Origin of the sequence: Hydrogenophaga sp. OTU3427 (assembly GCF_038440225.1) — a bacterium.
Lineage (GTDB): Bacteria > Pseudomonadota > Gammaproteobacteria > Burkholderiales > Burkholderiaceae_C > Hydrogenophaga.
On the sequence record NZ_JASATI010000017.1, the window covers coordinates 80,418 to 95,037 of the forward strand.

Annotated in this window: 12 protein-coding genes; all 12 read left to right on the forward strand. The window is 74.3% G+C overall.

What is annotated here, in order from left to right; translation table 11 throughout:
* The gene (locus AAHB17_RS12100; protein ID WP_446719591.1) at nt 1–1,839 is read left to right on the forward strand and encodes a TonB-dependent receptor domain-containing protein; all 1,839 of its coding nucleotides are present in this window, start codon (nt 1–3) and stop codon (nt 1,837–1,839) included.
* A complete protein-coding gene (locus AAHB17_RS12105; RefSeq protein ID WP_342130835.1) occupies nt 1,824–3,200 on the forward strand; it encodes a cobyrinate a,c-diamide synthase in 1,377 nt (458 codons plus the stop codon). Before AAHB17_RS12100 ends, AAHB17_RS12105 begins: the two co-directional genes overlap by 16 nt.
* Complete coding sequence (locus AAHB17_RS12110) at nt 3,194–3,784, forward strand: bifunctional adenosylcobinamide kinase/adenosylcobinamide-phosphate guanylyltransferase (RefSeq protein ID WP_342130836.1); 591 nt, start codon at nt 3,194–3,196, stop codon at nt 3,782–3,784. Before AAHB17_RS12105 ends, AAHB17_RS12110 begins: the two co-directional genes overlap by 7 nt.
* Nucleotides 3,772–4,716, forward strand: a complete 945-nt coding sequence (locus tag AAHB17_RS12115; RefSeq protein WP_342130837.1) for an ABC transporter substrate-binding protein — start codon at nt 3,772–3,774, stop codon at nt 4,714–4,716. Before AAHB17_RS12110 ends, AAHB17_RS12115 begins: the two co-directional genes overlap by 13 nt.
* Nucleotides 4,713–5,792: a FecCD family ABC transporter permease gene (locus AAHB17_RS12120; protein ID WP_342130838.1), complete on the forward strand. Its 1,080-nt coding sequence runs from the start codon at nt 4,713–4,715 to the stop codon at nt 5,790–5,792. The genes AAHB17_RS12115 and AAHB17_RS12120 overlap by 4 nt, the downstream gene beginning before the upstream one ends.
* Nucleotides 5,789–6,649, forward strand: a complete 861-nt coding sequence (locus tag AAHB17_RS12125) for an ABC transporter ATP-binding protein (protein ID WP_342130839.1) — start codon at nt 5,789–5,791, stop codon at nt 6,647–6,649. Before AAHB17_RS12120 ends, AAHB17_RS12125 begins: the two co-directional genes overlap by 4 nt.
* Nucleotides 6,639–7,316 (forward strand): energy-coupling factor ABC transporter permease, encoded by a 678-nt coding sequence (locus AAHB17_RS12130; RefSeq protein ID WP_342130841.1) that lies wholly within the window; start codon nt 6,639–6,641, stop codon nt 7,314–7,316. The genes AAHB17_RS12125 and AAHB17_RS12130 overlap by 11 nt, the downstream gene beginning before the upstream one ends.
* Nucleotides 7,317–7,327: 11 nt before the next feature.
* Nucleotides 7,328–7,897: a cob(I)yrinic acid a,c-diamide adenosyltransferase gene (gene cobO / locus AAHB17_RS12135; RefSeq protein WP_342130842.1), complete on the forward strand. Its 570-nt coding sequence runs from the start codon at nt 7,328–7,330 to the stop codon at nt 7,895–7,897.
* Nucleotide 7,898: 1 nt separating this feature from the next.
* Nucleotides 7,899–8,732, forward strand: a complete 834-nt coding sequence (locus AAHB17_RS12140; RefSeq protein ID WP_342130843.1) for an ABC transporter substrate-binding protein — start codon at nt 7,899–7,901, stop codon at nt 8,730–8,732.
* 38 nt (nt 8,733–8,770) lie between these two features.
* Complete coding sequence (gene cobW, locus AAHB17_RS12145; RefSeq protein WP_342130844.1) at nt 8,771–9,835, forward strand: cobalamin biosynthesis protein CobW; 1,065 nt, start codon at nt 8,771–8,773, stop codon at nt 9,833–9,835.
* Between the two features lie 15 nt (nt 9,836–9,850).
* The gene (cobN, locus tag AAHB17_RS12150) at nt 9,851–13,639 is read left to right on the forward strand and encodes a cobaltochelatase subunit CobN (RefSeq protein WP_342130845.1); all 3,789 of its coding nucleotides are present in this window, start codon (nt 9,851–9,853) and stop codon (nt 13,637–13,639) included.
* The coding region (locus AAHB17_RS12155) for an ATP-binding protein (RefSeq protein WP_342130846.1) at nt 13,636–14,620 on the forward strand (985 nt) is incomplete at its 3' end. The genes cobN and AAHB17_RS12155, both read left to right, overlap by 4 nt.

The window sequence follows — 14,620 nt, forward strand, 5'->3', positions numbered from 1 at the left end:
ATGAAAACCCGCTTCTTCCGCACGCGCCGTGCCGCGTGGGTGATGGCCGCCTGCGCCACGCCGCTTTGCCACGCCCAGACCGCCCCCGCCTCGCTGTCCGAAACCCTGGTCACCGCGACCCGCACCGAACAGGCGCTGACCGACGTGGTCGCCGATGTCACGGTGATCGACCGCGCCGAACTGGAACGCAGCGGCGCCAGCGGCCTGGCCGACGTGCTGGCGCGCCAGCCCGGCCTGTCCATGGCTCGCAACGGCGGCCCGGCCGGCACCACCAGCGTCTTCGTGCGCGGCGCCGAAAGCCGCTTCACCGCCGTCATCATCGACGGCGTGCGCATCGACTCGCAGTCCACCGGCGGTGCGTCGTGGAACGCCATCCCGCTGTCGCAGATCGAGCGCGTCGAGATCGTGCGCGGCCCGGCCGCCGCGGTCTACGGCTCGGACGCCCTCGGCGGGGTGATCCAGATCTTCACGCGCCGTGGCGAGCAGGGCTTCGCGCCGGCCATCAGCGTGGGCGCCGGCAGCCACGGCACCTACAAGGCCGACGCCAGCCTCAGCGGCCGCGAAGGCGCGTTCGACTACGCGCTGGGCCTGAGCCGCGAGGTCAGCCAGGGCTTCAACGTCCAGCCCGCCGGCAACAACCCCGACCGCGACGGCCACCGCCACAGCGGGGCCACCGCCAGCCTGGGCTGGCAGCTGAACGCGGCGCACCGCCTCGAAGCCACCGCGCTGAGCAGCGACCAGGACGCGCAATACGACGGCAGCCGCGCTGGCCGCGACGACCACGCCCTGCAGCAGTTGCGCACCGTCGGCCTGCAGTGGCTGGCGCAGTGGAGCGACAGCCACCGCACCCGCCTGAGCACCAGCCAGAGCCGCGACCGCTACGAAACCCGTCCCTCGCCCTACGTCACCGACACCCGCATCACCAGCCACCTGCTGCACAACGAATGGCGGCTGGGCGCACACCAGTGGACGGCCGACATCGAGCGGCGCGAGGACCAGCTCGACAACGCCAGCACCGTCCCCACGCGCACACAGCGTTCGCAGGACGCGCTGGCCCTGGGTTACGGCCTGCACAGCGGCCCGCACACGGCCCAGCTCAACCTGCGCCACGACCAGGACAGCGAATTCGGCGGCAAGACCACCGGCAGCCTGGCCTACGCCTACGCGCTCACGCCCGCGTGGCGCGCCAGCGCCTCGGCCGGCACCGCCTTCCGCGTGCCCACGCTGTTCCAGCGCTTCAGCATCTACGGCACGCCCGACCTGCGGCCCGAATCGAGCCGCAACATCGAGTTCGCGCTCCGCTACGCCGGTGCCGGCCGCAACGCCAGCATCGTCGCCTACCGCAACCGGGTCGACAACCTGATCACCTACGTCAGCGGCCCGGGCAGCTGCATCAACGGCACCGCCAGCTTCCCCGGCTGCTACGGCAACACCGCGCGGGCGCAGTACAGCGGGCTCACGCTGTCGGGCGACCAGCGCGTGGGCGCCACCCTGCTGCGCGCCTCGCTCGACCTGATGAACCCCAAGGACCTCGACACCGGAAAGCAGCTGCGCCGGCGCGCGCAGCGCCAAGCCACGCTGGGCGCCGAACAGCGCGTGGGCGACTGGCATCTGGGCGGCGAGGTGCAACTCGTGGCCCACCGCTTCGACGATGCCAACAACACCCAGCGCCTCGGCGGCTACGGCGTGCTCAACCTGCACGCCAGCACATCGCTGGGCAGCGACTGGACGCTGCTGGCGCGCATCGACAACCTGGGCGACAAGTTCTACCAGACCACGCGTGGCTACGCCACCGCCGGACGCAGCCTGTACCTGGGCCTGAAATGGGCGCCGAAGTGAGTGCCGGCGCAACACCGCACGCACCGGTGTTGTGCCCGGTCGTGCTGGTCGCCGCCCCCGCCTCGGGCCAGGGCAAGACCACCGTGGCCGCGGCCCTGGCGCGGCTGCACAGCCGCGCCGGGCGCCGGGTGCGGGCCTTCAAGTGCGGGCCGGACTTTCTCGACCCGCACTGGCTGGGCCTGGCCTGTGGCCACCCGGTCGACAACCTCGACCTCTGGATGACCGGCGAGGACGAGGTCCGCGCGCGCCTGCACGCCGCCGCCAGCCAGGCCGACCTGCTGGTCGTCGAAGGTGTCATGGGCCTGTTCGACGGCACGCCCAGCGCGGCCGACCTGGCGCAGCGCTTCGGCCTGCCGGTGCTGGCGGTGATCGACGCCTCGGCCATGGCCGGCACCTTCGGCGCGCTGGCCTTCGGCCTGCAGCACTACCGCCCCGGCCTGCCCTGGGCCGGCGTGCTGGCCAACCGCGTGGCCAGCGCGGGCCACGCCCAGATGCTGCAGGCGGCGCTGCCCCCGGCCGACGGCGGCACCCGCTCGCCCTGGCTGGGCGCCGTGATGCGCGACGCCGCCTTCACCCTGCCCGAACGCCACCTGGGCCTGACCCTGGCCAGCGAGCTGCCCGACGCCATGGCGCGCCTGGACGCCGCCGCCGACGCGCTGGCGGCCACCCCGCTGGCCCGGCTGGACAGCGAGGCCATGGCCCGCTGCCAGGTGCGCTTCGAGGCGCCCGCCACCGGCGCCGCCGTGCCGCGCCTGCTCGATGGCCTGAGCATCGCCGTCGCCCGCGACGCCGCCTTCTGCTTCATCTACCCGGCCAACCTGGACAGCCTGCGCGCGCTGGGTGCCCGGCTGGTGTTCTTCTCGCCGCTGGCCGACGAGCCCCTGCCCGACTGCGACGCCGTCTGGCTGCCCGGCGGCTACCCCGAACTGCACACCCCCCTCCTGGGCGCCGCCGGCCGTTGCCGCGACAGCCTGCGCGCCCACGTGTCGGCGGGCAAGCCGGTGTGGGCCGAGTGTGGCGGCATGATGGTGCTGTTCGAGCACATCGCCGATGCCGAAGGCCGCGCCCAGCCGGCCTGGGGCCTGCTGCCCGGCGAGGTCCACATGCAGACCCGGCTGGCCGCGCTGGGACCGCAGCAGCTGACGCTGGCGGCCGGCACGCTGCGCGGCCACACCTTCCACTACTCGCGCTGCGACACCCCGCTGCCGGCCGTGGCCCGGACCACGTCGGTGCGTGGCGGCGTCACCCGCCCGGGCGAAGCCGTCTACCAGCAGGGCAGCCTGCGCGCGAGCTACTTCCACGCCTGGTTCGCCTCGGCGCCCGAGGCCACCGCCGCCCTGTTCCGGAGCGCGCCATGGTGAGCCCGGCCGTCGCACACAGCGAACTCATCCTGGGCGGCCAGAAAAGCGGCAAGTCGCGCCGCGCCGAACTGCTGGCCCAGGCCTGGCTCGCGGCCGACCCTGCCCACGAGGCGCTGCTGATCGCCACCGCCCAACCCTGGGACACCGAAATGCGCGAGCGCATCACACGCCACCAGCGCGACCGCGCCGAGCGGGTGCCCGGCCTGCGCACGCACGAGGAAGCCCATGCGCTGGCGCACGCCCTGCGCCAGCACGGCCAGCGCCACACCCTGCTGGTGGTCGACTGCCTGACCCTGTGGCTGACCCACCGGCTGATGCCGCCCGAGGGCCAGCCCGCGATGGACGCCGGACGCCTGTCCGCCGCCATCGACGAGCTGTGCCAGGCCATCGCCACGGCCCCCGGTCCGGTGGTGCTGGTGGGCAATGAAATTGGCCTCGGCGTGATCCCGATGGGACGCGAAGTGCGCGCCTTCGTCGACGCGCTGGGCCAGCTCAACCAGGCCGTCGCGGCCGGCTGCGAACGTGTCACCCTGATGGCCGCCGGCCTGCCACTGACCCTGAAGGACAAACCATGCGCACGGTAAAACGGTGGGCCCACGTGGCCTGGCTGCTGGCCCTGGCGGCGGGCCAGGCACTGGCCCTGCAGGTCACCGACGACCGCGGCGTCAACGTCCAGTGGGACAGCCCGCCACAGCGCATCGTGTCGCTCCTGCCCTCGCTGACCGAAAGCGTGTGCGAGCTGGGCCAGTGCCACAAGCTGGTGGCGGTGGACCGTTACTCGAACTGGCCCCAGCAGATCGCGGCCCTGCCCCGCGTGGGCGGCGGGCTGGACCCGAACATCGAGGCCATCGTCGCCCTGCGGCCCGACGTGGTGCTGCTGTCGCACGCCTCGCGCGCCATCCCCCGGCTCGAGGCCCTGGGCCTGAAGGTGGTGGCGCTGGAGCCCAAGTCCCACGCCGACGTGCAGCGCGTGCTCGGCAAGGTGGCCACCGTGGCCGGCCTGGACGCCGCCGCCGCCCAGGCCGTTTGGCGCCACATCGACGCCGCGGTGTCGGCGGCGGCGCAGTCGCTGCCCCCCGGCGTGCGGCGTACCCGGGTGTACTTCGAGGTCAACCCCGGCCCCTACGCGGCGGGCGAGGCTTCCTTCATCGGCGAGACCCTGGCCCGCCTGGGCGTGCGCAACATCGTGCCCGCCGCGCTCGGCCCCTTCCCCAAGCTCAACCCCGAATACATCGTGCGCGCCAACCCCGACCTCATCATGGTCGGCCAGCGCAGCGTGGCCGGCATGATGCAGCGCCCCGGCTGGCACAGCCTGCCGGCCATGCGCGGGCAGCACCTGTGCGTGTTCCCGGCCGACCAGTCCGACATCCTGGTGCGGCCCGGCCCGCGCATGGCCGAAGGCGCCCGCCTGATGGCCCGCTGCCTGGCCGAGAAGGCCCCGGGCCGCCCCCAGCCAGATCAACCCCCGGCGGGGGCAGCGACCCGCTCAGCGGCGGAGCGTGGGGGGAACACATGAACGCCGGCCGTGCGTCCTGGCTGCTGGCCGGCCTGCTGTTCGCCGCCCTGGCGTTGGCCGCGCTGGGCGTGTGCGTGGGCAGCGTCGGCTTCGAGAACCTGCTCGGCCCCCTGCTGCACCCCGAGGCCGACCCGGCCGCCACCGCCATGGCGCGCCAGATCGTGGGCGAGATCCGCCTGCCGCGCACACTGGGCGCCTGGGGCGCGGGCGCCCTGCTGGGCCTGGGCGGCGCGGTGGCGCAGGGCCTGTTCCGCAACCCGCTGGCCGATCCCTACCTGCTGGGCAGCGCCTCCGGCGCCTCGCTGGGCGTGGCGCTGGCGCTGGCGGCCCTGGGCGGGGCGGGCGGCATGCTGGGCGCCGGCATGATGAACAGCGGCGTGGCCGTGAGCGTGTTCTCCAGCAGCGTCTGGGTGCGCCTGGGCCTGACCGGCGCGGCCTTCGGCGGCGCGGTGCTGGCGGTGCTGCTGACCCTGGTGCTGTCGCGTGGCGTGCAGCACACCCTGCGCCTGCTGCTGGCCGGCGTGGTGGTGGGCGTGGTGCTGGGCGCCACGACCCACCTGGTGCTGCTGTTCTCGCCCGAATCGCTGCAGGCCATGCAGGCCTTCATGCTGGGCTCCACCAGCTTCGTGGGCTGGACCGCCTGCACCCTGATGGCCGGCGTGTGGGCCGGCTGCACGCTGGCCGCCTGGCTGCTGGCGCGCGTGCTCGACGGCCTGAGCCTGGGCGACGCCACCGCGCGCAGCCTGGGCCTGCCGCTGGGCCCCATGCGCGCGGCGCTGGTGGCGGTGCTGGCGCTGGCCACCGGCACCGCCGTGGCGCAGACCGGGCTGATCGCCTTCGTCGGCCTGGCCGCGCCCCACCTGGTGCGTTCGCTGGTCAAGACCACCAGCGGCCGCCTCATGCTGCTGGCCAGCTGCATGGGCGGTGCCCTGCTGATGGCCGCCGACACCCTGGCGCGCTGGCTGATCGCGCCGCAGGAGCTGCCGGTGGGCGTGCTCACCGCCGTGCTGGGCGGCGGCTACCTGCTGTGGTTGATGCACCGGGGCACCCGGCCGGGCACGGGAGGTGGGCTGTGAACACCACGCCGTCGTCACCCGGCGCCGCGCTGGAGGTCCACCAGCTGGGCGTGCGGCTGGGCCAGGCCGAGATCCTGCACGGCATCACGCTGGCGCTGCCGCGCGCGCGCTGGACCAGCATCGTCGGCCCCAACGGCGCCGGCAAGTCCACCCTGCTCAGGGCGCTGGCCGGCCTGCTGCCCCACGGCGGCCAGGTCGCCCTGCTGGGCCGGCCGCTGGCCGGCTGGCCCCACCGCGCGCGGGCGCGGCAGCTGTCGTGGCTGGGCCAGAACGAGACCAGCGCCGACGACCTCACGGTGTGGGACGTGGCCATGCTCGGCCGGCTGCCGCACCAGGCCTGGCTCAGCCCGCCCGGCGCGGCCGACCGGGCCGCCGTTGAACACGCGCTGCGCGCCACCCAGGCCTGGGACTGGCGCGCCCGCACGCTGGGCCAGCTCTCGGGCGGCGAGCGCCAGCGCGTGCTGCTGGCCCGCGCCCTGGCGGTGCAGGCCGAGGTGCTGCTGATGGACGAACCGCTGGCCAACCTCGACCCGCCCCACCAGGCCGACTGGCTGGCCATCGTGCGTGAGCTGGTGGGCCGGGGCCACACCGTGGTCAGCGTGCTGCACGAGATCGGCATGGCCCTGCACGCCGACGAACTGGTGGTGATGGCCCAGGGCCGCGTCACCCACCAGGGGCCGTGCGCCGAGGCCGCCACCCACCGCGCGCTGGAGGCCGTGTTCGACCACCGCATCGCCGTCCACGCCCTGCACGGGCAGTGGGTGGCGCTGCCCCGGGCCGGCGCCGCCGCCCACAACGATTTTTCAACCCGCGTTGGCGACAACGCATTGCCCAAGGAGCCGTCAGATGCACATTGAACCTGGATTGGTGGACAGCACCAAGATCGCGCTGAGCTACGCCACCGCCGCCGCCGCCCTCGGCTGCGCGGCCAAGCTGTCGCTGGACATGGCCCGGCGCGAAGGCGTGGCGGCCCTGCTGCTGCGCAGCGCCATCGCGGTCGCGCTGGTGTTCTGCTTCTTCGAGGTGTTCCCGCACCACCCGGTCGGCGTGTCCGAGGTCCACCTGATCCTGGGCACCACCCTGCTGCTGCTGTTTGGTGTGGCGCCGGCGGCCCTCGGCCTGGCCGGCGGCCTGCTGGTGCAGGGCCTGTTCTTCGAGCCGGCCGACCTGCCGCAGTACGGCATGAACGTCACCACCCTGCTGGTGCCGCTGTTCGCCACCGCCGCGCTGGCGCGCCGCGTCATCCCGGCCAACGTGGCCTATGTGGACCTGCGCTACGGCCAGGCCTTCAAGCTGTCGCTGGCCTACCAGGGCGGCATCGTGCTGTGGGTGGGCTTCTGGGCGCTGTACGGCGGCGGCACCGACGCGGCCAACCTGGCCAGCATCGGCGGCTTCGCGGCGGCCTACATGAGCGTGGTGCTGGCCGAGCCCCTGATCGACCTGGTCGTGCTGGCCGCCGCCAAGGCGCTGCACCGCCTGCAGGGCAGCGGGCTGGTCCAGCCGCGCCTGCACCACGCGGCCTGAGGTGGCGCCCCATGTTGATTGAAACGCCCCCCCTCCAGCGCGACACCCCAAAAGCCCAGGGCGAGCGGCGCGGCCTGGTCATGGTCCACACCGGCAACGGCAAGGGCAAGAGCACGGCGGCCTTCGGGCTGGCCCTGCGCGCCCACGGCCGGGGCAAGCCGGTCAAGGTCTATCAGTTCATGAAGGTGCCCTCTGCCCGCTTCGGCGAACACCGGCTGTTCGAGCAGCTCGGCATCCCGATCGAAGGCCTGGGCGACGGCTTCAGCTGGAAAAGCCGCGACCTCGATCACTCGGCCGAACTGGCCCAGGCCGGCTGGGCCAAGGCCGAGGCGGCCATACGCGCCGGCGAGCACTTCATGGTGGTGCTGGACGAGATCATGTACCCGCTGCGCTACGGCTGGATCGCGCTGGAGGCGGTGCTGGCCTGCCTGCGCGAGCGCCCGCCCTCGGTGACGGTGGTGCTGACCGGGCGCAACGCGCCTGCGGAGCTGGTCGAACTGGCCGACACGGTGACCGAGATGACCCTGGTCAAGCACCACTTCAACGCCGGCGTGCCGGCCCAGCGCGGCATAGAGGATTGACATGGCGCTGCGTACCCGGGCGCCGGCCGCCGCGTTGGCCGTGATGGGGATGCTGGGCTGGTCCGGGGCCCTGGCCCAGCAGCGCATCGTCACGCTGTCGCCGTCGCTCACCGAGGCGGTGTGCGCGCTGGGCCGCTGCGCCGCGCTGGTGGGCACCGACCGCCACTCCACCTGGCCCGAGGGCGTGCAGCAGCTGCCCCGCGTCGGCGGGCTGGCGGACGCGCAGATCGAGCACATCGTGCTGCTGCGGCCCGACCTGGTGCTGCTCGGCCCGCGCAGCCGAGCCGAGGAACGCCTGCAGTCGCTGGGCGTGCCGGTGCAGAAGTTCGACGCCCGCACCCACGCCGACCTGCGGCAGACCCTGCTCGACCTGGGCCGCCTGCTGGGCGAGCCGGAGCGGGCCCGGGCGCTGCTGCGCCGCATCGACGCCGAGCTGCAGTCGGCCGCCCAGCGCATGCCCGCCGCGCTGCGGGGACGCAGCGTGTACGTCGAGGTCGGCGGCGGCTCGGCGGCCAGCGCCGGCAGCTTCATCGGCGAGACCGTGGCCGCGCTGGGGCTGAACAACATCGTGCCGGCCGAGATGGGCCTGTTCCCCAAGGTCAACCCCGAGATGGTGGTGCGCCGCGCGCCCGACCTCGTCATCGCGCCCCAGGGCAGCGGCCAGGCCATGGCCGACCGCCCGGGCTGGCGCGCCATGGGGGCCGTGCGGCAGGGCCGCCTGTGCCTGCTCGACGACAGCCGCATGGACCTGCTCTCGCGCCCCGGCCCCCGCGTGGGCGAGGCGGCCCAGATGCTGGTGGACTGCCTCAGGAACCTGCCCGCCAGCCCACGCTGAAACCCTTTCTTCCACCCCCCATTTTGCCCAGGCCCGACATGAGCTTCCAGAAGATTCCCACCACCGTCGTCACCGGCTTCCTCGGTGCCGGCAAGACCACCCTGCTGCGCCACCTGCTGACCCACGCCCAGGGCCGGCGCATCGCCGTCATCGTCAACGAGTTCGGCGAGCTGGGCATAGACGGCGAGCTGCTGCGCGCCTGCGGCATAGGCTGCGACGAGAACGGCGACAGCAACGGCCAGCTGTTCGAGCTGGCCAACGGCTGCCTGTGCTGCACCGTGCAGGAAGAGTTCGCCCCGGTCATGGAGCAGCTCGCCGCGCGGCGCGACCAGATCGACCACCTGGTGATCGAGACCTCGGGCCTGGCGCTGCCCAAGCCGCTGGTGCAGGCCTTCCAGTGGCCCAGCCTGCGCACCACCTTCACGGTGGACGCGGTGGTCACCGTGGTGGACGCGCCGGCCGTGGCCGCCGGCCAGTTCGCCGACAACCCCGTGGCCGTGGACACGCAGCGCCGCGCCGACGAGAACCTGGACCACGACGCGCCGCTGGCCGAGCTGTTCGAGGACCAGCTGGCCACCGCCGACCTGGTGGTGATCCACAAGACCGACGGCCTGGACGCGGACACGCTGGCCCGGGTCGAGTCCAGCGTGCGCGCCCAAACACCCGAAGGCGTGAAGCTGGTGCGGGCGCAGCAGGGCCGGGTCGACATCGGCCTGCTGCTGGGCATGGGCCGCGCGGTGGAGGACGTGATCGACCAGCGCCCAACCCACCACGACGCGGAAGAGGACCACGACCACGATGAGTTCGACTCGCTGTCGCTGACGCTGGAGGTGGCCGACCGCCAGCGCCTGCTGGACGCGCTGGCGGCGCTGGTGCGCCGGCACGAGATCTACCGCGTCAAGGGCTTCGTGGCGCTGCCCGGCGTGTCCATGCGCCTGCTGGTGCAGGGCGTAGGCCAGCGCTTCGACAGCCAGTTCGACCGCCCCTGGCGCCCCGGCGAGCCGCGCGCCAGCCGCCTGGTCTTCATCGGCGACCACCTCGATGCCGCCATGCTGCGGCGCGAACTGCAGGCCAGCCTGGACGCCGCCGCCACGGCGGCCTGACGGCGGGAGGCGCGCATGCACCTGCTCTCCACCCGACCGGGCGGCCACGTCGAGGACGGCGGCCAGGGCGTGGTGCGCGTGGCGCAGACGCCGGGCGACATCGTGGTGCTCAGCGCGGCCGACACCACGCTGTCACTGCTGGCCGACGTGGTGGAAACGCTGCCAACGGATTTCCCTTCGGTGCGGCTGGCCAACCTGATGTGGCTGCGCCAGCCGGCGTCCATGGACATGTACGCGGACGAGGTGCTGCGCCACGCGCGGGTGGTGGTGATCGACCACCTGGGCGCCCCGGCCGACTGGGCCTACTTGGTGGAGCAGGCGGGCGCGCTGGCGCGCCGGCACGGCCAGTGGCTGGCGCTGTTTTCAGGCGACCAGGACGAAGACCCACAGCTGCTCATGCGCGGCACGGCGGCGGTGGCCGACGCCCGCTTCCTCTGGCGCTGCCTGCGCGAGGGCGGGCGCGACAACGCGCGCGCCTTCTTCGGGCTGATCGCCCACCGCGCCCTGGGCCGGGGCGCGCTGCCCGCGCCGCCCCAGCCCATGCCCGCCGTCGCCCGCTACCACCCGGCCCAGGCCCTGTCTTGGCTGCCGGGGGCGCCGGTGGCGCTGCTGCTGTTCTACCGGGCCCACGCGCAATCGGGCAACACGGCGGTGTTCGACGCCCTGCTGGCGGCGCTGCACGGGCAGAGAGTGAACACGCTGGCGCTGGCGCTGGATTCGCTGAAGTCGCCGCCCTCGCTGGCCACCGTGCAGGCCGTGGCCGCCGAACACGCGGTCGACGTGGTGCTCAACGCCACCAGCTTTGCCGTCGGCGCCCTGGACGACGACGGCGCGGATGGCGTGGACGCGCCGCCGCTGGCCGGCGACGCGCCGGTGCTGCAGCTCATCACCGCCGGCTGTTCCATCGAGCAGTGGTCGGCCGACCCGCACGGCCTTCAGCCGCGCGACCTGGCCATGCAGGTGGTGCTGCCCGAGGTCGACGGCCGCATCGGCACGCGGGCCATCAGCTTCAAGGGCCTGGCCTGGCGCTGCGAACGCGCGCAGGTGGACGTGGTGCGCTACCTGCCCGATGCCGGGCGCATCGCCTTCGTGGCCGAGCTGGCCCGACGCTGGTGCCAGCTGCGCCACACGCCGATGGCGCAACAGCGCCTGGCCCTGGTGCTGGCCAACTACCCCCACAGCGACGCCCGCCTGGCCAACGGCGTCGGCCTGGACACGCCGGCCTCGGTGGCGCGCATCCTGCAGGCGCTGCAGGCCGGGGGCTGCGCCACCGGCGAGCTGCCCGCCCACGGCGATGCGCTGATGGCGCGCCTGATCGCGGGCGTGACCAACGACCTCGAGGCCAACGCCGCGCGCCCCACCGGGCAGAGCCTGTCGCTGGCCGACTACCTGGCCGATTTCCGCGCCCTCGCGCCCGAGCGGCAAGCCGAGGTCAACACGCTCTGGGGCCCGCCCGAACACGACCCCATGCTGCGCGGCGGCCGCTTCATGGTGCCCGGCCTGCGCCTGGGCCAGGTCTTCGTCGGCATACAGCCGGCGCGCGGACGCGACCTCGACCGGGTGGCCAGCTACCACGACGCCGACCTGGTGCCGCCCCACAGCTACCTGGCCTTCTACTTCTGGCTGCGCCGCGCCTGGCGCGCCGACGCCGTGGTGCACGTGGGCAAGCACGGCAACCTCGAATGGCTGCCGGGCAAGAGCGTGGCCCTGGGCGCCGGCTGCTGGCCCGACGCCCTCCTCGGCCCGCTGCCCCACCTCTACCCCTTCATCGTCAACGACCCCGGCGAGGGCAGCCAGGCCAAGCGCCGCACGCAGGCGGTCATCATCGACCACCTGATGCCGCCGCTGACGCGGGCAGAGACCTACGGCCCGCTGCAGGTGCTGGAGCGCCAGATGGACGAGTACTACGAGGCCCTGTCGCTGGACCCGCGCCGCGCCGCGCGGCTGCGCCAGGCCATCCTCGACCAGGTGCTGCGCCACGGCCTGCACGCCGACCTGGGCGTCGAGGCGCCGGCCGGCGAGGCCGCGCGCGAGCGCCTGCTGGAGCGGCTGGACGCCTACCTGTGCGAGATCAAGGAATCGCAGATCCGCGACGGCCTGCACGTGTTCGGCGCCTCGCCCCAGGGCCGACAGCGCACCGACACCCTGCTGGCCCTGGCGCGTTTTCCGCGCGGCAAGGGCCCGGCCCAGGCCAGCCTGCTGCGGGCCCTGGCCGCCGACCTCGGGCTGCACGGCTTCGACCCGCTGGACCCCGACTGGAACCGGCCCTGGCACGGACCACGTCCCGCGCCACTGGCGGCCCTGGGCGACGGGGCCTGGCGCCACGCCGGCCACACCCGCGAGCGCCTGGAACACCTGGCCAGCCGGCTGCTGGACGGCAGCGAAGCGCGGGACCTGACCCGCTGGCCCCACGCCACCCCGGTGCTCGACGAGGTGGCCCACCGGCTGGCACCCCGGCTGGACGCCTGCGGCACGCAGGAGATGACCCAGCTGCTGCGCGGGCTGCGGGGCCGCTTCGTGCCGCCCGGCCCCAGCGGCGCGCCCTCGCGCGGGCGGCCCGACGTGCTGCCCACCGGGCGCAACTTCTATTCGGTCGACACCCGCGCCGTGCCCACGCCCACCGCCTACGCCATGGGCGCGCTGGCGGCCGAGCGCGTGATCGAACGCCACCTGCAGGACCACGGGACCTGCCCGGCCTCGGTCGGCCTGTCGGTCTGGGGCACCAGCACCATGCGCACCGGCGGCGAGGACATCGCCCAGGCCATGGCCCTGCTGGGCGTGCGGCCCACGTGGGCGCCGGGCAGCCAGCGGGTGGTCGACATCGAGGTGCTGCCCATGGCCATCTGCCAGCGGCCGCGGGTGGACGTGACCCTGCGCATCTCGGGCTTCTTCCGCGACGCCTTCCCCAACGTGATCGACCTGTTCGACACGGCGGTACGGGCGGTGGCGGCGATCGCGCCGGAGGACGAGCCCGACGAGGTCAACCCGGTGCGTGCGCGGGTAGCGCGCGAGGCGGCCGAGGCGCGCGCGCGCGGCCTGTCCGACGAGGCGGCGCAGCGGCAGGCGAGCTGGCGCGTGTTCGGCCCGCGCCCCGGCGGCTACGGCACCGGCCTGCAGGAACTCATGGACGGCGGGCGCTGGGAGGGCCAGGACGACATCGCCCAGGCCTACCTGCGCGCCGGTGCCTTCGCCTACGGCCAGGGCGAACACGGCGCCCCCGCGCGCGCGAGTTTCGAGCGCCGCGTGGCCGGGCTCGACGCGGTGCTGCACAACCAGGACAACCGCGAGCACGACATCCTCGACTCCGACGACTACTACCAGTTCCAGGGCGGCATGGCGGCGGCCGTGTCGCACCTCGCCGGCCGGCCGGCCGCGCTCTACCACGGCGACTTCAGCACCCCCGGCGCGCCACGCATACGCAGCCTGGGCGAGGAGCTGGCGCGCGTGGTGCGCTCGCGCGTGGCCAACCCCAAGTGGATCGCCGGCGTCCAGCGCCACGGCTACAAGGGCGCGTTCGAGATGGCGGCCACGGTGGACTACCTGTTCGGCTTCGACGCCACCACCGGCCAGATCGGCGACCACCAGTACGCCCTGGTGGCCGACGCCTACCTGCACCACCCGGCCAACCGCGCCTTCCTGCGGCAGCACAACCCGCAGGCGCTGCGCAGCATCGGCGAGCGCCTGCTCGAAGCCATGCGGCGCGGCCTGTGGCAATCGCCTGGCGACCACCGCGAGCGCATCGCGCAACACCTGCTGGAACTCGAACACCGCCTGGAAACCCAGGGCGAAGGACCGATCACATGAGCCCCACACCTTGCACCGCGCCGCTGCTGGAGCCGGCCAGCGAAACGCGTTTCCCCTTCACCGCCCTGGTGGGCCACGAGCGCCTGCGCCAGGCCCTGCTGCTGGCGGCGGTGGACCCCGGCATAGGCGGCGTGCTGATCACCGGCCCGCGCGGCACCGCCAAGTCCACCGCCGCGCGCGCGCTGGCCGCCCTGCTGCCGGGTGCGCCCTTCGTCACCCTGCCGCTGGCCGCCAGCGTGGAACAATTGGTGGGGACGCTCGACCTCGAGGACGTGCTGCGCGACGGCCAGGTGCGGCTGGCGCCCGGCCTCCTGGCGCGCGCGCACGGCGGCGTGCTCTACGTGGACGAGGTCAACCTGCTGCCCGACGCGCTGGTCGACGCGCTGCTGGACGTGGCGGCCAGCGGCATCAACACCATCGAGCGCGACGGCATCTCGCGCCAGCACGCGGCGCGCTTCGTGCTGGTGGGCACCATGAACCCGGAAGAAGGCGATCTGCGCCCGCAGCTGCTGGACCGCTTCGGCCTCGCGGTGGCGCTGGACAACCCGGCCGAGCCGGCGCTGCGCCAGGCCATCCTGCAGACGCGGCTGGCCTTCGACCAGGACCCGGCCGCGCTGGTGGCGCGCCACGCGCCCGAGCAGGCCCGCCTGGTGGCGGACATCGCCGCCGCCCGGGGCCTGCTGGGCGCGGCCGAATGGCCGCAGGCGGTGCTGCGGCAGGCGGCCGAGCGGGCCCTGGCGGCCGGGGTCGACGGCCTGCGCGGCGACCTGGTGCTGCTCAAGGCCGCCCGCGCCCACGCGGTGCTGGCCGGCCGCACCCTGGTGGACACGCCCGACCTGGACGCGGTGGCGGCGCTGGCGCTGGACCACCGGCGCACCCGGCCCGACACGCCCCCCGCCGGCAGCGGGCAGGCGGCGTCGCGGCCGGACGGCGGCGCCCCGCCCCCCCCCCCCCCCCGCGCCCCCGGTCGCGGCGGCCCCC